18 protein-coding genes and 3 pseudogenes are annotated in these 16,835 nt (G+C 58.5%); 10 read left to right on the top strand and 11 right to left on the bottom strand.

What is annotated here, in order from left to right; all coding sequences use genetic code 11:
* Positions 1-558 precede the first annotated feature (558 nt).
* Positions 559-828: a hypothetical protein gene (locus PZL22_RS26020; protein ID WP_013845651.1), complete on the bottom strand. Its 270-nt coding sequence runs from the start codon at positions 826-828 to the stop codon at positions 559-561.
* A gap of 57 nt (positions 829-885) precedes the next feature.
* Positions 886-1,008, bottom strand: a complete 123-nt coding sequence (locus PZL22_RS26015; RefSeq protein WP_013845650.1) for a hypothetical protein — start codon at positions 1,006-1,008, stop codon at positions 886-888.
* Positions 1,009-1,624: 616 nt separating this feature from the next.
* Between PZL22_RS26015 and PZL22_RS26010 the strand changes: the two genes are divergently transcribed.
* Positions 1,625-1,828, top strand: a complete 204-nt coding sequence (locus tag PZL22_RS26010) for a hypothetical protein (protein ID WP_014531379.1) — start codon at positions 1,625-1,627, stop codon at positions 1,826-1,828.
* Between the two features lie 281 nt (positions 1,829-2,109).
* Here PZL22_RS26010 and PZL22_RS26005 read toward each other — a convergent pair whose 3' ends face one another.
* Positions 2,110-2,532 carry a hypothetical protein gene (locus PZL22_RS26005; RefSeq protein WP_010967949.1) on the bottom strand — a complete coding sequence of 141 codons (423 nt, stop codon included), beginning with the start codon at positions 2,530-2,532 and terminating at the stop codon, positions 2,110-2,112.
* Positions 2,533-2,963: 431 nt separating this feature from the next.
* On the opposite strand from PZL22_RS26005, the gene PZL22_RS31450 reads away from it, so the two are divergent.
* Positions 2,964-3,098 carry a hypothetical protein gene (locus tag PZL22_RS31450; RefSeq protein WP_017267317.1) on the top strand — a complete coding sequence of 45 codons (135 nt, stop codon included), beginning with the start codon at positions 2,964-2,966 and terminating at the stop codon, positions 3,096-3,098.
* Here the strand turns inward: PZL22_RS31450 and PZL22_RS25995 are convergent.
* Together PZL22_RS25995 and PZL22_RS25990 are read right to left on the bottom strand one after the other, a co-directional pair.
* Positions 3,070-3,147 (bottom strand): hypothetical protein, encoded by a 78-nt coding sequence (locus PZL22_RS25995; protein WP_234705654.1) that lies wholly within the window; start codon positions 3,145-3,147, stop codon positions 3,070-3,072. The genes PZL22_RS31450 and PZL22_RS25995 overlap by 29 nt on opposite strands.
* Positions 3,148-3,650: 503 nt before the next feature.
* Positions 3,651-7,007, bottom strand: coding sequence for an AAA family ATPase (locus tag PZL22_RS25990; protein WP_127700854.1), 3,357 nt, complete (start codon positions 7,005-7,007; stop codon positions 3,651-3,653).
* A 525-nt stretch (positions 7,008-7,532) separates the two neighbouring features.
* On the opposite strand from PZL22_RS25990, the gene PZL22_RS25985 reads away from it, so the two are divergent.
* Positions 7,533-8,471 (top strand): transposase, encoded by a 939-nt coding sequence (locus PZL22_RS25985; protein ID WP_284718777.1) that lies wholly within the window; start codon positions 7,533-7,535, stop codon positions 8,469-8,471.
* On the top strand, positions 8,471-8,815 hold the full coding sequence (locus PZL22_RS25980) for a hypothetical protein (protein ID WP_013845644.1): 345 nt from the start codon (positions 8,471-8,473) through the stop codon (positions 8,813-8,815). The genes PZL22_RS25985 and PZL22_RS25980 overlap by 1 nt, the downstream gene beginning before the upstream one ends.
* A 380-nt stretch (positions 8,816-9,195) precedes the next feature.
* Here the strand turns inward: PZL22_RS25980 and PZL22_RS25975 are convergent, their stop codons facing one another.
* Complete coding sequence (locus tag PZL22_RS25975) at positions 9,196-10,089, bottom strand: LysR family transcriptional regulator (RefSeq protein ID WP_010967943.1); 894 nt, start codon at positions 10,087-10,089, stop codon at positions 9,196-9,198.
* A gap of 91 nt (positions 10,090-10,180) precedes the next feature.
* On the opposite strand from PZL22_RS25975, the gene PZL22_RS25970 reads away from it, so the two are divergent.
* Together PZL22_RS25970 and PZL22_RS25965 are read left to right on the top strand one after the other, a co-directional pair.
* The gene (locus PZL22_RS25970; RefSeq protein ID WP_127700858.1) at positions 10,181-10,624 is read left to right on the top strand and encodes a PACE efflux transporter; all 444 of its coding nucleotides are present in this window, start codon (positions 10,181-10,183) and stop codon (positions 10,622-10,624) included.
* A 161-nt stretch (positions 10,625-10,785) separates the two neighbouring features.
* Positions 10,786-11,058 (top strand): annotated as a pseudogene (locus tag PZL22_RS25965) (SDR family NAD(P)-dependent oxidoreductase); the annotation flags it as partial.
* A 4-nt stretch (positions 11,059-11,062) separates the two neighbouring features.
* Here PZL22_RS25965 and PZL22_RS25960 read toward each other — a convergent pair.
* From PZL22_RS25960 to PZL22_RS25950, 3 genes and pseudogenes are all read right to left on the bottom strand, one after another.
* Positions 11,063-11,404 (bottom strand): annotated as a pseudogene (locus tag PZL22_RS25960) (nucleotidyltransferase family protein); the annotation flags it as partial.
* Between the two features lie 383 nt (positions 11,405-11,787).
* Positions 11,788-13,158, bottom strand: coding sequence for an alpha/beta hydrolase (locus PZL22_RS25955; RefSeq protein ID WP_013845640.1), 1,371 nt, complete (start codon positions 13,156-13,158; stop codon positions 11,788-11,790).
* Positions 13,159-13,398: 240 nt separating this feature from the next.
* Positions 13,399-13,584, bottom strand: a complete 186-nt coding sequence (locus PZL22_RS25950; protein ID WP_013845639.1) for a hypothetical protein — start codon at positions 13,582-13,584, stop codon at positions 13,399-13,401.
* On the opposite strand from PZL22_RS25950, the gene PZL22_RS25945 reads away from it, so the two are divergent.
* Together PZL22_RS25945 and PZL22_RS25940 are read left to right on the top strand one after the other, a co-directional pair.
* Positions 13,519-13,848, top strand: coding sequence for a hypothetical protein (locus PZL22_RS25945; RefSeq protein WP_017268224.1), 330 nt, complete (start codon positions 13,519-13,521; stop codon positions 13,846-13,848). The two genes, PZL22_RS25950 and PZL22_RS25945, sit on opposite strands and share 66 nt — an antisense overlap.
* Positions 13,845-14,012 (top strand): annotated as a pseudogene (locus PZL22_RS25940) (type II toxin-antitoxin system RelE/ParE family toxin); the annotation flags it as partial. The gene PZL22_RS25945 and the pseudogene PZL22_RS25940, both read left to right, overlap by 4 nt.
* Positions 14,013-14,115: 103 nt before the next feature.
* Here the strand turns inward: PZL22_RS25940 and PZL22_RS25935 are convergent.
* Together PZL22_RS25935 and PZL22_RS25930 are read right to left on the bottom strand one after the other, a co-directional pair.
* A complete protein-coding gene (locus tag PZL22_RS25935; RefSeq protein WP_013845638.1) occupies positions 14,116-14,421 on the bottom strand; it encodes a hypothetical protein in 306 nt (101 codons plus the stop codon).
* 318 nt (positions 14,422-14,739) lie between these two features.
* A complete protein-coding gene (locus PZL22_RS25930; RefSeq protein WP_013845635.1) occupies positions 14,740-15,099 on the bottom strand; it encodes a VOC family protein in 360 nt (119 codons plus the stop codon).
* Between the two features lie 594 nt (positions 15,100-15,693).
* Between PZL22_RS25930 and PZL22_RS25925 the strand changes: the two genes are divergently transcribed.
* Together PZL22_RS25925 and PZL22_RS25920 are read left to right on the top strand one after the other, a co-directional pair.
* Complete coding sequence (locus PZL22_RS25925; RefSeq protein ID WP_003534243.1) at positions 15,694-15,945, top strand: GlsB/YeaQ/YmgE family stress response membrane protein; 252 nt, start codon at positions 15,694-15,696, stop codon at positions 15,943-15,945.
* Positions 15,946-15,972: 27 nt separating this feature from the next.
* Complete coding sequence (locus PZL22_RS25920; RefSeq protein WP_010967936.1) at positions 15,973-16,458, top strand: YidB family protein; 486 nt, start codon at positions 15,973-15,975, stop codon at positions 16,456-16,458.
* The last annotated feature ends 377 nt before the right edge of the window (positions 16,459-16,835 follow it).

Here is a 16,835-nt window from a genome sequence, read left to right as displayed (position 1 = left end):
GTCGCTCGTTTGAGAGCAACGGAATTAACTGGACCGCGTTCTTATTTGTTCCTGCTTAAAAGTAAATACAACCACCGCAGGGCGGTTTGTAGACCGGAATTCGGCCGTTCCTTCTCGACGAGCGACTCTGCTGCAGGTGTGATGCGCGAAATTCTCCAGAGGATCGAAGCGGGCCGGCGGGACTGCGCACAGGTGAGGCGTTGAGATAGCAGCGCCTCCGGCGAGGGCCTGCTCAGGTCGGCGTTTGCAGGGGTTCTATAGAGCCGACACGAACTCACGTTACACCTCGAAGCGAGGGCGTCTAACGGTCGGTCACCGAAGAGGCAACCGGGCCCTTCCTTAGAATGCGAGCCAAGCCGGGACGGATAGCGCGGTGATGACAAGGAGATCAGCAACCGTTGAGCGAGTGCATTCAGGGTGCCTTCGCATTCTCACTCAACATCACCTGGCAACGGTAAGTTCCGCCGCCAGACCAACCCGCGCCTCCGTCTGCTGCTTAACCGGGGCTCCAGATCCAGCGTAGCGCATGTGGAATTCTGCCCGCATAAGCAACCGCGCCTAAATCTTCAGCCTCCAAATCGTTCCGAAGAACTCCGGCTGTGTCCACCACAGCGGGGGGGAGGGACTCATATCGTCGTCTCCTTCCGGATCATGCCACCGTCCTTGCCAGTCGTCTCCCAGCGCTTCTTTTGCTTGTTGCCCGTCGAGTCGGCTCAATAGCTGTTGAAGCAGATGGGTCTCGGGAATGCCGCTTTCCGGATGCAGACACGCGGCGATGTCTCGCTCGCAATCTTCGATCAGCTTCTTCATCTTTTGTGCGTCGGCCATAATACCTCCTTGAGCGGGTCGATATGCTTGTCGATGGGCACGGCTTTTCGGGGACATTTACCAGAGGACGCCGTAAAGGGTGACGAAAACGATCATCCCGATACAAAGCACGGGCGTTGATCTGATCGCGAAATCGACCGGGTGAAACCGGTATCTGAAACTTCCAACATAGGATGTCATTTTTCTTCTCCCTGGTAGGGGTCATTTAGGATGTGCAGTGCCCGAGCCGCATTTCTGGGGCTGAGCCCGTCCAACCGCCACCTTCCTATTTCTGCGACTTCGCCCGAGGTGACATGATAGATCGTGTAGGTTCCATCCCCCTGGAAACTGCGACCATACTGACGGAGTTCGCCGGATCGGTCCGGCGCGCCTCCTTCTGCCTCCCAACTGCTGATAATCTTAGAGTGCAGTTCGTGTTTGCTTATCATCTTCGAACCTCTTTGCGGTGACGCTTGGAGGCAGTCGGTGCGGATGGCTCATCCACGCTCAGGCACTGATCGTCGTCAACAGGCGTGCGCAGAAAAACGGTTCTTGCCGAGAACTCAACAAACGGGGGAGTTTGATGGGCGGGGCGGGTGGGATGCACCCGGAAGCCGAGCAACCTGGCCCTGGAAATAATATCTCCCAAAACTAAGTCTTTAATAAGTTCGTTCTAAAAAGTAAGCGCTAGCCTCGGTCCTATAACTCTCGATTGCGCAAGCCACAGGACATTATTGCGCTCGTCGTTGACGCGAAAGCCACCGCACGAATATAGAGGGCCGTAGAGCGGCCTTTAAGGAGGCGCTAAACTGCCGGCATGACCCAGCGATACGAATTGCATGACGACAGCAATGGCTTTTGGAGCGTGATTGATCGCTTCACTGGCTGGCCTGCTCGATGGGAAGGCATATCGCAAACCGGCCTCGATTATTTCGATGCGGACGATCTCACCGATTTGCTCAATCTGCTGGACGAACGCAGACGAGCAAAAGGCAAGCCGGAAAGCGGCGAGCTAAAGTGAACGGCTTGCGAATCGTGAAGGGCGGAGAAAGTGAGTGCCCGCACGAGGAAGGGGTGCGGGCACTCTGAACAGGTTGGGGGACCTGGTGCCGCGGCAATGCGCGACGCCGCGGTAACGCGTCTCGTGCAACCTTGTTCCAGGCTTCAGCATTTATTTGCCGGGCTTGGTCTTCCTCGGTGTGGATCAAGGCGGGGCGCGTCGTGTTCATGCCGGCTTCTGAAGGCGACAAACGGCGAGGAGCGGCCTAAGTGCCTGGCAAACGCACGTCGGTGCGTCGCATCCTATGAGGTCATCAAATCGATGATCCGCATGATCGCGACCGAGTTGCTCGTGTTCTGGGTGCCTTCTGTTGTATCGGCTTTGGCGCACGTCCAAACATCACCCTTCTTGACTGTGAATTTTTTTTCGTTCTGAACGACCGAAAGTTCTCCCTCAGTCATGTGGCAAAGCATGTCGTTCGTCATTACGTTGTCCGGCGTCTTCGCACCTGCTTGGATAACGACATCCCGCAGTTTGACCATTTTATAAGCCGGGATGACCGAAGCTCGCTCACCAAGCGCAACAACTCTGACACCGGGACCGATCTCCTCACCCTCATCGGGGCCGTAAGTCTGGGCGGCTGCTGGTGTCACCCAAGCGATCAAAGGTGTGGCGGCCATTGTAAGACCGAGTGCGAGTGTGGATCTACGATTGACGGCTTCCATTGCTTTCCTCCCTAATCAACTTGTTTCTGAATAAGTGGGAAACCGAACAGTGTTGAGCCGCTGCCACCGAGAGTCAATAGGTCCGTCCTATTAGGCATGCCTGCTAGCAGGCTTACCTGTCCTGGATGCATGAACATGACTGTGACTTCCGCGATCCGCCGACCGAGGGTGATACACGGCGAGGGGCCGCGTGAGGACCCGTCGCCTTATTCCATTTGTGCAGCTATTGCTGATGCGCTGTCTCCACTACGTTTAGCCGCCGTGGCAAGAAGAACAGCGAAAACGACCGATAAACCGCCCCCGATCCCCCGCCCGCGCGTGTCGACCCATGCGTTGCAACAATTGTCGACAAGCCGCCGAAGGCGCGCGACTGGGCCTCCAAGGTGAAATGGGATGGATGTCGGATTGCCCTGCATATCGAGTCCACCCGGGTGAGGGTGCTCACGCGCGGCGGCTACGGCTGGACGGAACGTTCCTCGACGATTGTCGACACGCGTGGCGGCTCGTGGCTGCTGCCGCCCAATACAGACATTGCCGTCAGCGGTCCGAACGACGGAACCGGATGATGACGTCCACCTGGAACTTCACGAAGAGAACCATTCCGCGTGCTGGCACATGATAAACGTCCTGCCAAACGTGATCCGCAAAGTTGTCATCGACCTAGAAAACATACGCCTCGATCTCCGGCGATCGTTCCACAACACTCGCCCGGTCGAACCCGTGGCACCTCGTAGCGCGGTTTAGGTCATCGCAAGCGCTTCGACCGATCCGACCGTTACCTTGATTGCCTCGAGATCGTGGTCGCCCAATTTCTCCATGCCTCTATATGCCACTTAGTGGTGGCATTTGACGAGCTCGTATGAGGCTTCTGGACGTGCGCTGGTCTCGCTTCCCGTCAAGGCGAGGGATTCAGAGCCGGCTTTCCGTGTCGCTTGGGCAAGCGCCGATCGTCTCGAGCGGTGGAAGTTAACGCTGGGCTCATCTGCCAGCATGGCACGTTGTGCCGTATGCGGGCGTTCCGGCGTGCCCGGTCGAACTTGCTGATCCAGATAAGACAAAGCTGACGTTGTGATCGCCTATTACCTGCGTGTCGACTGGGAGTCGGCTCAGGGCTTGTCTCAATGTAGCTTGTCGAGCAACTGCCTGGCCTGGGTCAGGTCGCGCGTATTGAACCCTTCGGTGAACGACTCATAGAGCGGCCAGAGCAAATCCCGAGCTTCATCGCCGCGGCCGTGCTCAGCCCAAAGCTTAGCAAGGCCAAGCGCTGCGCGGAGCTCGAACGACTTGGCGCTCTGACGTCGCGCGGTTACCAGTGCCGATTGGAACCTAGCTTCACATTCCACAGTGGAACGCGCACACACCTCGAGCATCTCGGCCTCGATCCGCTCGACTTCGGCATCCCACATGTGCTCGCAGTGGCAAGCGGCTTGATCCTTCGCCTCAGCGACGACGGCCAAGGCAGATTCGGCTGCGCCGGACTTCTGCAATGTTGTTGCAAGCATGCAAAGATACCGGACATGATACCAACTCACACCCAATGCGGATCGAGCCCTCAAATTCTGACGCATAACCGCCAAGCCTTCCTCAACGGACGCGCCCTGGGCGATCGCCCAACCTCGCAGGAACAGGCCGTTCAGTCGCCAGTAGTGCAGACTATGTTGATCTGCCAAAGCAACGATAGCGTCGGCATGCCGGCGCACAGCAGATGTTTCACCAAGAAGCTCATGGAGTCCGGCGCCCGCGTATGTTCTGACGTGGGCGGTGAGGTTCGCCTGCTTCAATTCTTCAGCATACCGAAGCGCTTCGATGGCCAAACCCCGCGCGGTGTCCGATTGCCCGAGAATCCACTTGAGGATCGCCAAGTAGGCAAGCGCTGAAATTTTCGGATCATGGATGTACAGTACTGGTGGCGGACGGTGGCGGTCGGGATCATAGAGGCTCAGGATCATCTCAAACTCGTGGGAAGCCTCTATGAAGGACCCGTCGTACATCGCCGTGATGCCATCCATACGGTGCCCTGCCAACTGAAATGCATCGTCGCCCGTGCGCTCGGCAGTCCGCCGGGCTTCCTTCGTCAACCGCCGCATCATTGCGCGGTCACCACGAACGAAGTGGTAAACGAACTCGCCGCTCAGCGTCGCGTGCAGGGCAGCGGCGTCCCCGAATTTTTGGCAAAGAATGCGTGCGCGAGCGTATGCTGCGCCGGTCTGGGAGGCAGCATATCCGTGCACGGAAATCAGCGCCGTTCCGAGTGCCGTCTGTAGAGCGAGTTCCTTCCAGTCCTTCTCCGACCCTAACGGAAGCGCTTCCAGTGCCTTCAGACCCCTCGAAAAGTGATCGATTGCCTCTAGATTTGCGGAGCGTTGGGCAGCCTGCTTCCCCGCGATGAGCCAGTAGTCGATCGCACGGGCCGCTTGCCCTGCTTTTGCAAAATGATGGGCCAGGACCTCGGGTTCGCGGGCAGCCCGGCCTGGGAATAGCTCTTCCAAAGTCCGAGCGATTTTGCCATGTAACTGTTGCCTGGGACGACGCAGGAGCGTGTTGTAGGCTGCGTCCTGCACAAGGGCATGCTTGAAGAGGTACAATGAATCGGCCGCCGTTCCGCGCCGGAAGACCATCCCGGACGAGGTGAGCTGATCGATGAACGCCCGCAGCTCAGTTGCCGCATACGGTGCCACCGCGGCCAAAAGGTCATGCGAGAACTCCCGCCCGATAACCGCGGCGATCTGTGCCACGTTTTTCGCCGCGCCTAGTCGATCTAGCCGGGCCATGAGGGACGCGTGCAGGGTGGCCGGGATGCCAAGACTCGCCGACGATGCTGTCGACTGCGCGTGGTCTCCCTCCGCGCACATTTCTGCCACTGCTTTCGTGAACTCCTCGAGGTAAAGGGGCACTCCGTCCGTGCGCTCGACGATCCCTTGAATGGCTTCCGCAGGTAAGTCTTGTTGGCCAAGAACATGTTCGACTAGCGCGACTCCGTCGCGCTGTCCCAGGCGGCCAAGTGTCATCATTGACACGTGCGGCTGCCCGGACCAAGGCGGAGTGAACTCGGGCCGGAAAGTCACAACAAGCAGCACGGGCAGCATCCGAATGCGTTCGACAGTTCGATCCAGAAGTTCCAGGCTGGTCGGATCAATCCAATGCACATCCTCGAAGATCATCACGACGGGCTCCCGCCCGGCGAGGGCCTCCAACTGCCGTACGAGTGCCTGCAGGGTTCGCGATTTTCGCTGTTGCGGGCTGAGATCGAATGTCGGGAAGCGCCCGGAGCTGGGCAACGAGAGCAGATCTGAGACGAGGCTGCAATCTTCCGCCGCAGTCGACGTGGCCGCGAGCAGGGTTTCAAGCTTGTCGAGTTTCGTCGAGGTGTCATCATCTGGGCTCATTTCAGCGGCGCGCTCAAGCTGGCGGATGATAGGGTAGAGGGCGCTACCGCTATGATGTGGCGAGCAGAAATAGCAAAGATGCGTCCGCTGCTCGTTCGCAATCTCCTCCAGGACGGCAACAGTGATACGCGATTTGCCGATGCCTGGCTCTCCCACGAGAAGGATCACCTGACCCTCGATGCCCTTTGCGCGCTGCCAGCAGTGGCGCAGCGCTTCGATTTCGTTCTCGCGGCCCACCAGCGGGGTGAGCCGCTCGCCGTGCAATGCCTCGAAACGACTATCCAGAATGCTCGGTCGAAGCACTTGGTAGGCGCGGATGGGCTCGGAATAGCCCTTGACCTCGAGGGTGCCAAGGTCACGAAAATCAAAGAGATGGCCGAGGAGGTGGTGCGTTCTCTCCCCGATCACCACCGTGTCCGGTTCGGCCAAACCCTGCAGTCGCGCAGCAATATTCGGCGTCTCACCGATTACGCCTCGCTCGCGAGCCTCACCAAAACCGACAATGTCTCCGACGACCACGATTCCAGTAGCGATGCCGATACGCACTTGCAGCGGATCTGAGAGTTCAAGCTCATTGACAATGTCGATTAGCGCCAGGCCGGCCCTTACCGCCCGCTCAGCGTCATCTTCATGCGCCTGCGGATAGCCGAAATAGACGAGCACGCCGTCGCCCATATATTTGGCCACGAAGCCGCCGAACCGCTTGATCGTATCGGACACGCATTGCTGATAAGCACCGATAATCTCGCGAAGATCCTCGACGTCGAGGCGCGATGCCAAGGCTGTCGAGCCGACGAGGTCGCAAAACATGACAGTTAACTGCCGACGCTCTGCACCGGCCTCTGGCGAAGCAGCGGTCGGCGCTGGTAGAGGTCGATCCACCGATACGTTGCTTGAACGGGCATCCTCGTCTCGCAAGTCCGCAATCGCATCAATAAGCTTGCGACGGTGTCCGATCGAAGCAACGCCAAGTTCCTTGAGATCCTCGGCTTTCAGGTGCAGGAGAAGTTGTGCGTCAATGTCGTTGTCACGAAACGCCGACGCGTATTCCTCTAATCCCAAACTGCGCAACCAGGCAGCGATGTCCACCGCAGAATCCTCCGGCTTGCTTTGATCTTTTCAACAGCCAGGACGACGGGGCAATTCTACACGATTTGAATGAAACACGATGCGGAATGTCATGCGCGATTTCAGCAGGTGGCGGTACAAAAACGTCGGCTCTTCGTCCCGCTGCAGACGTCCAGGCAAGCCGACACAAAGCTCTGGAATGGTGCTTATTGAAAGGTCTTGGAGCGAGATCTAGACGGCCCTAGGGCAAGGTCATGAGCCATTTCGGGAATGGCCAGCGCCCGAAAGCTTTGTCGGGCGACGAAACTCCGCCGCTGACCCCGCGAAGTTGAGGGTTTTCGGAGACGAACCATGCCTGCGATTGGTACCTGTTTCGATGCACCGATCTTAGCCCTCAGTCAACAAAGGAAAAGGTTCCTACCGTTCGGCGCCGGCAGATCGCTTCTGCCTGTGACTGGGGTCGTCCTCCTAGCAGGGTGTTGAAAAGCCCTAGCGCCCGGGCTCTGGTCATGATTCACTCGCTGTATTGCGATTTGGAGCTGATGGATGCGCGGCGGCGATGTGAGGACAGGCGAACTCTTCAGCTATGTCGATCTTGAGGATCGTGTTCGAAAAGATCATCCTCTACGTGCCATCCGTCAGATCGTGAACGATGCACTCGTCTCGCTGGAACGAGATTTTGCAGCACTCTATTCGCCGATCGGACGGCCTTCGATCGCGCCTGAGAAGCTTCTACGTGCCATGCTTTTGCAAGCCTTCTATTCGATCCGTTCTGAACGGCTTTTAATGGAGCGGCTGGAATACGACCTTCTTTTCCGCTGGTTTGTTGACTTCGGCATTGACGATCCGGCTTGGGACCACTCGGTGTTTTCGAAGAACCGCGACCGGTTGCTTGATGGCGACATCGCTGCGAAGTTCCTGGGTGCAATCCTTTCCCAGCCCAAGGTAAAGCGGCTGCTGTCAACTGACCATTTCTCTGTCGATGGCACACTGGTCGAGGCCTGGGCGTCGATGAAGAGCTTCAAGCCGAAGGACGGCCCAAGGGGCGATAATGGCGAACCACCATCAGATAGCGGCGGTCGGAATGCGGGATCAGACTTCCACGGCGAAAGGCGTTCCAACGAGACGCATGCTTCAACGACCGACCCCGACCGGCCACAAGCGATCACGCTGGGTGCCGACAAAGCATATGACACAAAAGACTCCGTCAAAGATTTGCGATCGATAAAGGTGACACCCCACGTGACGCAGAACATCAACGGTCGCCGTTCGGCCATTGATGGGCGCACGACGCGACATTGCGGCTATAAGGCCAGCTTGCGTATCCGCAAGCGCATCGAAGAGGCGTTCGGCTGGATCAAAACCGTCGCGGGGCAGGATAAGACGAAGTTCCGCGGGCGCGACCGCGTCGGATGGGCCTTCACCTTCGCGGCCGCCGCCTATAATCTGGTGCGGCTGCCGAAGCTCATGACGGAGACAGGCTGATGGCGAGAGTTTCTCCCTTCGCCAAGGCCTTCGCCGGTCGTTGGCGCATCGTCGAGATGGACAACTGGGACAACGACGTCCTCGATCTCGTCGAAGAGGCGCATCTGACATTCCAGGGCACAGCGGACGGCGAAATCGCATTCGTCGCGCTCAAGGGCTTTCTCGATGTTCGCTATGGCGCACGCGATGGATCAGCCTGTGCAGAGTTCTCATGGGAAGGACAAGACGAGAGCGACCCGGTCTGTGGTCGTGGATGGGCAGCTCTCGGCTCCGCTGGACGCCTTGTCGGACACATCTACGTCCATAACGGAGACGATTCCGGTTTCGTGTGCGAACGCGACTGACTTCTTCAACAGCCTGCTAGGAGATGACCTCTTCCGCCTTGAATGTTGCAATCATATTTCAGCTGAAAGGGAGGCTTGCATGAGCAGGCGTATCATCAGGGGCAATGACGTCGAGATCGCCACCGGAGCTTTCGACGGCCGGCACATCCGTCGGTCCTCCTCGTCATGAGGGCACCCATGCCATGGTGGCCCGAGAGATTCTGCAGCCGGATCCCGGACAAGACCGCTATGGCTGAGCTTGTGCGCTCTTACTAACATCGCGCTCAAGTGGTGCATGCCAATCGAGGGCTGCAGTCTGACTCAAGATGTCATCCAGTTTCCTCGGCTCGCGCCAAGCCCTCGTGGCAATCACCGATGCAACTAGATGCTCCGGGATGCCGTCACTCAGCGACCATGTCGATTTTGGTCGTCGCGAAGCGCTTCCGCAACCATGTCGCCGCTGGGCCGCTGGGGCGTTGCTTGTGCCAGACCAGCTCTAACGCCACCGGATGCGCGCCGTCGTCGAATTGAAGCGCGGGGATCGCAAGATCCTGCGCCACCGGGGATCTCGCAAGGATATGCGCAGGGATCAGAGCCCAGCCAATACCCTGCTTTAGAATCTGCAGAATCACCCAATGGCTCTCGACCCACCAGACTTCCGCCGCCACCCGAAGGCGGTGCCGTTCCATACCTTCGGTGCGCACCGTCACCATAATTTGGCGGTGACGCTTGAGATCCTCCCAGCCGACGACCGCATTGGCAAGCGGATGGTTCCTGCCACAGACCAATTTCAACTGCACCCATCCGATCGTGTGAAAGCCCAACTCCGCGGGCAGATCCTCTTGCCGCCACATGACGCCGATATCCGCTTTCCCATCGAGGACCAGCCGGCTGACATCTTCCATCATCGGGAACAGCAGCTCGAGTTCGACGTGAGGAAAATGCACGGCAAACTCGGCAAACAGTTCGCCCAACGCGTGCTCGGGATAGAGTTCGTCGATAGCGACCACCAGACGCTTCTCCACATGCGCTTCAAAGCTGGCCGCCACGCCGATCAGGTGCTCACGCCTGTCGAGGATCAGCCTCGCTTCCGACAACAGGCGTTCGCCGGCGGCAGTGAGGGTCGGATTGCGCCCCTGCCGACTGAACAGCTCCAGTCCGAGATCCTCCTCAAGGTTCGAGACCTGCGTGCTGACGGCCGATTGCGCCTTGCGTAATGCCCGGCCAGCGGCCGAGAACGAGCCGTGTTCGGCCGCCGCAACGAAGGCCTCCAGCTGTTCCATCGAGACAGTCATCCATCTTATTTCCAGATAGGACCTAACTTCATGATCTCGGGAATACAGATATAAAGCGCTCTAATCAACATAACTCAAAAGGAGATGCGTCGTGAAGATGCGCACTTTCCCGGACCGGATTCGGCACGCATTGTTGTTTGAGGCCATTGGCTTGATGATTATCACTCCGGTTGCGGCCTATCTGTTCAACAAGCCCATCATGCATATGGGCGTCGTTGGCATCGGCTCCGCCACAATTGCAACGATCTGGAATTTCGTTTTCAATCTCGGTTTCGATCACGGTATGCGCCGGATGTTCGGGGACACCCCCAAAACCTTCAAAATGCGTCTGGTGCACACGGTGCTGTTCGAGATCGGCCTTTTGGCGATCCTGCTGCCGCCCATCGCCTGGTACCTGAACATGGGGTTGTTCGAAACGCTGCAGCTCGACCTGGCCATTGTAGCCTTCTATCTCGTCTACAATTTCGTCTTCAATGTCGCCTATGACCGCGTTTTCCCCGTCCCGGCGGGGCGGCGAGCCGAATATGCTACCTAGGGACAAAAATGCGCTCTGACAGCCGCCCGCATACATATGCGTTAGGGCATCACGGGTTTTCAGGGGAATGGGCGTCCCTCGGGTTTGTAGTGCATGATCCGTACGGAAGTGAACGGATGGATTTGGCGCTCAAGGGGGTAGATGGGCGCAGTGACCGAACATCATCGAGGACCTCTGACGGTGTTGATCGCGTCGCTGCGGACATCGTTGAAGCCGGTGGCGCGGCGATCGGCATTGTGTGCGAGGTGGGCGAGCTTGACCAGATCACCGCTGCAGTCGACCAGGTCGTCGCCGCTTACGGCCGGATTGACATTCTGGTGAACAACGCAGCCGGTCGCTCCGCAGTCTTGTCAACGATTCTCGACCTGTCGATCGAGCAACTGCAACGGAACTTCGATACCGGGGCGATTGCTTACATCCGTTTCATGCAATCCGGCGGGCTAAGGCTTTTGTGACGTCGCCCGCGAATGGATCGGGACCGGGGAGGCCAGCACGGCGCAGCGTGCTCACCATGCGCCTCCGCTCCCGGATGTTGTCCTTGATCTCCTTGTGGGCCTTCACCCGCTCCGTGATCGCCTCGTCGGAGTGTGGCCCGACATAGCTTCGCTTGTCCTTGCCTTGAGGGGTAGGGAGATCGAAATACCAATAGTCACGATCTTTGACGGTCACGGTCACGAACTATCCCTCTAAGGGGAAGTCCGCCGCGAATTGCGCGTCGAGCGTCCGCTGCGTTAGCTCCGCGAACATCGCTCGGTAGCTGATGTCGATCTCTTTCATCATTAGCGTCTCCTTCGCGAGTACGGCGGCCTCTCGGCGGCAAGTTCGGCCATCACCAGATCGAAGCGACGCTCCCTTCTACTGAACAAATCGTCTCAATCATTTCGCGCCCCTGTTATAAGTCTCTGCCAAAACCTTATAACGGTTTGGCTGTTGAGAAAAAACCTCGGGAGCCGAGATGCTGGGCGCTGTCCTCTGATCAGGATGGCGCAGGAGGGATCAAACCACCGTTCTTGCCGAATCACAGACTCCACCGGCCGCAGCAATCACAACGGAGAATGACTGGCTGTGCCGAAACCTCCGAGGCAGGAGAGTGTTCAGAACAGAAACGCCGACGGTCGACTCCAGACCTCCGTAGGATTGTTTCGAAGTGCTGAAAGCGCTTATCACCAGGCCTGCTGGACATCCGATACCCGCCAGAAAGGCCGTTTGATTTCGACGATTTGGCGGCGGGGATCGCCAGCCTTTGCTCTAGCGCGGATAAGCGCAATGAAGTCAGCTTTAACGGCGGGATTGGACAAGAAGTAGCTATGGCCAATGAAGCCGCCGCCTGGAAACTCGATGAAATCGACTAACTCACCCATCTGAGACCCTGCCCATCTGGACGCCGCTTCGCTCCTGTTTTCGGGAAGCCTGTCGACGGCGAGCTGCCCCAGCCGCAAGGCGCTACCGAAGAGCAGCGTTGATGCCCCCAGCGCTTTGTCCCTTGGAGACGAATAAACCGTGAGATGCAGAGGGCCTTGAGGCGGGACCGTGCTCGGCCTTGGTTTGTTGCCGAAGGCAAGGTCTGGATCCGATACCCACGCGAACATCTTGGAAGAAGCCACGTCGAGATCAATATCAGGCGCGAAAAACACCACGTTCGCGATCTTGTAGCGCTGCCACATTGAGGATTGGCTAACATATGCTTCAATGCTGAGTTGTTGGACCACACTCGCGAGCACATCGGTCCCGCGGCTATGCGCCAAGAGGTGAAGCCGCTCGAGCCCCTGAGTTTCGGCGATGATGCGAATGGCTTTCTTAAGATCCGCGACTGAAAACTCGCTCGACTCGCGGTCGATATTGTAGCCGAAGAAAAAGCCGCCGGAGCCTCCAGCAGGCCATGTCAGGACAATGCAGACAAACTGGTTCTGCAGCGACCTGCAAATCTCGCCTGTGGTGAGCGCGGCGGCGTCGAAGCTGTTGCCATAACCGTGAATGAAGACCACGACTTCTTTTCGATCACTTGTTGAGAGCCGACGAGCGACTTCGGCCTGCAGCGATGCGGCGGCCTGGTCGTGGGCCGTGACCGCCTCCAGCGAGCGGCTTAGCCCGTTTGCGGTCGCCTCAACGCCGTAAGGTGTCGCCGGAAACCGGCCAGTCTCTGAAACCGCGCTGACACGTAACTCATTTTTGCTGGTGAGAGGTTTGCGTGTCGACGCGATCGACACCGACCCGAAGCTCAAGAATATGGCTCTTTCAGCACCATAGGACAACGCGGTGTCCGAAGCGGTTATGGGTGCGCGGTCGGTAATATAGAGGAGGTCGAACGTTCCGGAACTTGGGTGTGACCGAACGGTCTGAGTCCTGTGCAACGCTGCGGACTCAGTGTTGGGCAGCGTTGGAGGCTCCACGTGCTGCGTAGCACAACCAGCTAGGCAAAAAAGCAAGAGGAAGCCTACCGCCGCCCAAAAAAAGTTTAACAATCCGACCTGTTTAATATAGCTGGTGGACGTGCGGCCAAGACCAAGTAAAGCGACGGGATGGCTATTCACCAAATGGTTTCCCCCTCTGAGTTAGTCTTCCGTGATTAGCAGCATGCGTAAATCGCTCCGGCGGAGCACCGATGCTCGCAACGAATTTGACATAGCCTATGGGAGCCTACTTGGCATCCAAATTTGGATTAGGCGATCGCATCAGTGCACACCAAAGTCGATCTTAGAAGTGCGGTGCACATCCTGCTCGTGGCCGTTGCCAGGCAGGGCTGGCCGGCCCGTGGCCGGGGCGTCAGGGCTGGGCTAGTGGCCTGCCGCCGTGTGAATAGCGGTAGCGCGGGTAGTGCTCGTCGCCACTCCCGAGATGGTCCGGCGGATGATCGCGGGCATCATCGCCGGCTCGCGGGAGCCGGAGGCGATCGTGTGAGCGAGCGCCTTCTGCTCATCGCCCTCCTGGCCCTCGGTCCGTTCCGAGCCAGCCAGCGGCATACCGGTCGTCCTGCTCTGCTACGGCGTGGCCCCCAATCGGCCGCCGGCGCGGTCGAGGAGCACTTCATCCAACTCCGCGCTCCGCTGTGGCTGATCACGCTCGGCGGTTTCAGCCACAGAGAGGCTCACGACGCTTGGTTCCGCGCCAAAGTTTTGCGGGCACTCGAGGACACTCGACCCGATGCGGACGACGCCGACGCCGATGCGCACTTTCAAGAGCGCCGCGCCGCAGCTTTGCGCAAGGCTGCGGCGGGTGATCGATGAAGCTCGTCTGGGCGCGATATGCGCTTGACGATCGCGACGCCATCTTCAGCTACATCGAACGAGAGAATCCGAGGGCGGCGGTCCACGTTGACGAGGAGGTCGTCAGCGCTGGTCGTCCGCTGGACTTTCCCGAAATCCGCCGCCCTGGCCGGATTGCCGGAACTCCATGAGCGGACAATAGGCTCTCCCTTGCTTTCCTAAGCCAGCAAGGACGAATGGATAGCTCAACCGGGTTTCGCCACCCGCTGCGTCTTATCTTCGCAAGTTCTAAATCCCCGACCCGTCGAGCTCTCGCTCGTCTTCCCCTTCCCAGGGTGAGGGCATCGAGGTGCGATTGAGATTGGCAGAGGGCATCGGCATCCAGCACTTCAATTCCGGCTCGGCGTATTCGATGATGCGGCCGGGCGAGGAATCAGAGGCGCGCCAGCCATCTGCACCGAACTGATCGCCATTCGACCAAAATACGAGATCAACTTCTGCCGCCCCCTGTTCGGACGGGCGAATCGTGACGAGGATCCGACTGCCGTCTTTCGGCGCGCTTGCCATGTGGCGCCAGGAGTCTGGCTCGGGCATCATTTTTCCTCCCGCCTTGCTGCAGGTTGAGTGTCGCCTCGCTATTTAAAACGGTCAACTCACACTTTGCACAACCCATCTTCTATCACTGTCCGGTCAGGTTGGGCGCTCCGAATTCAGGCGGACCATCGCTCCTCGGCGGCATTTGGTAGCGTGGGTCCGCCAGCACATCAAATGCAACCCAGCAAAACCAGTCGATGTGCGCGGACGACGGGAACGCGGTGTCAGCAGTGTCAGGCGAATCGAGGAATAGGGGGGGTCAGTTCTTCATTTCGCCTCAGCTCCGCCATCGGAGCATACATGACGAGCCGTTCGCCATCACTCATGCGTCTGCTCCCAGAGCTCGACCGGATTACCTTCGGGATCGTGAATGCGGGCAAATCGACCGACTTCCGAATTCCAATCGGCCCGAGTTTCCACCGCGATCCCGCTCGCCCTCAGTTTCGCCATGAGCCCATCGAGATCATCGACGCGGAAGTTGATCATCCACTGCTGTTCTGCTCGTCCAAAATAGTCGGTATTCTCGGAGAACGGCCCGAAAATTGTTGTCCCTGCCTCTTGCTGCCATACCGACTTGTGCAGGTCGTTGATTCCAAGATACTTCTCGTACCACTCGGCGAGCCCAGCCGGGTCCGCCGCCCTGAAGAACACACCACCAATTCCAACGACCTTCGGCATGGGGATTCTCCTCAGTCTAGGAGAGGACAATGCCGGTGTAGGCGCTCACATGCAACTCGAAGATCAAGCTTTGACACGTGCGCTTAGGACTCATTCGGGCCATTCGCGGTGCCGGACACCATGGCGGCAACCGAATTCTGATGCCACGCGACGAACGGCGACTTGCGGCAGAAGCGGTCACCCGGTGCGGTGGCATAGGACGAGACCGTTCCAGGCTTCGCCGGGAGTACGTTACGGGCATGCGCCCACAGGAGCCGGAGCTTGTTCGAAACACTCGATCAGCTCCGGCATGCTTTCACGATCTCGCCGTGGCCGCGCATACGCGTTCGTTATCATCGGCTGCAGGTACGGACCGAACGCGTACTTGGCATGATAGAGATCGTCGATCCTCTCATTTGCCGCCCCGGTCCTGGAGGAATATCCGTCGCCGCGCCTCTGTGGGGACTGACGAGCCGGCAAAAGACAAGGGATGCTCCTTGTCGGGCCGTGTTATGTGTGTTTTCCTGATGCCCCTTGGTTGTTTCCAAAGGACGGAGCCTCGGAACTCGCCGATGCAATTAGCAGACTTGCTACTTAAAACGAGGGACTTCTGGAATGGGTATAATCTGGACCATTATTATTGGCTTTGTCGCCGGTATCGTGGCGAAGCTCATCGTGCCCGGCGAAAACGAGCCGAAAGGCTTCGTCCTGACGACGATCCTGGGCATTGTGGGCGCTTTCGTCGCGTCATATCTGGGGCAGGCATTGGGGTGGTACAACGCCAACGAGGGCGCCGGGTTCATCGGAGCCATCGTCGGTGCCGTGATCGTTTTGCTTCTATGGGGCGCCGTCGCCCGGCGCGCTTAAGGGTTCACCAAGCAGAAAGGAACTGACATGGCCTCATCTCGCAACACCATGCCGTCGCTCGCGGCGCTATTGGGGCTGCTCGCGGTCGCTGGCTACCAGAACCGGGATAAGCTGGGACAGATCTTTCAGGACGCAAAGGGGGGCGCTCAGAACAGCGGTGGCATTCTCGGCGAACTCGGCAAGATGTTCGGCGACCCCGGGGAAGCTTCGCTCAGCAAAGGCCTGGGAGAACTTGTCGATGCGTTCAAGAACGGTGGGAACCGGGAGGCGGCAGACTCCTGGGTAAGCGCCGAAAAGCCGTCTCAGGGCATTTCGGCCGAACAGGTCGAATCGTCGATCGGCAAGGATACCCTTCAGGAACTGGCCGCGAAGACCGGGCTGGATTACAATGAACTGCTGAAGCGCCTTTCGACATCGATCCCGGACGCGGTGGACAAAATGACTCCGAACGGTCATTTGCCGCAGAACGATGAGGAAGTCCTTGGGCGCTCCGTAGGACCCGCTTCCGCATAGCCGGGTCGGCGGAAGGCAACGCGTCTCCCGATTTTGCGACTCCCACGCCTTGGCGCGCCCCTCGCGAACATTGACTGCATGCCGGCAACTATTTCGCATCAGGGCGTGGCAAGGCTTTCGCAAGCAACCTCGGCCGTCGCCGGCGACTTCATGAGCAGCGGATCCCTTGGCACCGTCGCGCCGACCATTGCGGACATCGTCCCATATGCGGGGTTCGGCGCGTTCTAGTTGCTGCGTTCCTCAGTCGAGTTTCTAGTCGCGCTGTATCGCAACGTGGATGCCAGCGTTTCCATGTTGATGGTCCACCGGTGTGGGCAGAAGCAGATCATGAGTTTTGGGTAAGCACACCATGGTACCGACACACGCTTACCTCTTCT

Origin of the sequence: Ensifer meliloti, assembly GCF_030064585.1 — a bacterium.
GTDB lineage: Bacteria > Pseudomonadota > Alphaproteobacteria > Rhizobiales > Rhizobiaceae > Sinorhizobium > Sinorhizobium meliloti.
The sequence above is the reverse complement of the archived record's forward strand: the minus strand, read 5'-3'. Positions and strand labels throughout refer to the sequence as shown.

Excerpts from the sequence above, each read along its gene's own strand:
- PZL22_RS26020 (WP_013845651.1), bottom strand. The coding sequence starts at position 828 with ATGGCCGACGCACAAAAGATGAAGAAGCTGATCGAAGATTGCGAGCGA.
- PZL22_RS26015 (WP_013845650.1), bottom strand. The coding sequence starts at position 1,008 with ATGACATCCTATGTTGGAAGTTTCAGATACCGGTTTCACCCGGTCGAT.
- PZL22_RS26010 (WP_014531379.1), top strand. The coding sequence starts at position 1,625 with ATGACCCAGCGATACGAATTGCATGACGACAGCAATGGCTTTTGGAGC.
- PZL22_RS26005 (WP_010967949.1), bottom strand. The coding sequence starts at position 2,532 with ATGGAAGCCGTCAATCGTAGATCCACACTCGCACTCGGTCTTACAATG.
- PZL22_RS25985 (WP_284718777.1), top strand. The coding sequence starts at position 7,533 with ATGCGCGGCGGCGATGTGAGGACAGGCGAACTCTTCAGCTATGTCGAT.
- PZL22_RS25980 (WP_013845644.1), top strand. The coding sequence starts at position 8,471 with ATGGCGAGAGTTTCTCCCTTCGCCAAGGCCTTCGCCGGTCGTTGGCGC.
- PZL22_RS25975 (WP_010967943.1), bottom strand. The coding sequence starts at position 10,089 with ATGACTGTCTCGATGGAACAGCTGGAGGCCTTCGTTGCGGCGGCCGAA.
- PZL22_RS25950 (WP_013845639.1), bottom strand. The coding sequence starts at position 13,584 with ATGCCGCTGGCTGGCTCGGAACGGACCGAGGGCCAGGAGGGCGATGAG.
- PZL22_RS25935 (WP_013845638.1), bottom strand. The coding sequence starts at position 14,421 with ATGCCCGAGCCAGACTCCTGGCGCCACATGGCAAGCGCGCCGAAAGAC.
- PZL22_RS25930 (WP_013845635.1), bottom strand. The coding sequence starts at position 15,099 with ATGCCGAAGGTCGTTGGAATTGGTGGTGTGTTCTTCAGGGCGGCGGAC.
- PZL22_RS25925 (WP_003534243.1), top strand. The coding sequence starts at position 15,694 with ATGGGTATAATCTGGACCATTATTATTGGCTTTGTCGCCGGTATCGTG.
- PZL22_RS25920 (WP_010967936.1), top strand. The coding sequence starts at position 15,973 with ATGGCCTCATCTCGCAACACCATGCCGTCGCTCGCGGCGCTATTGGGG.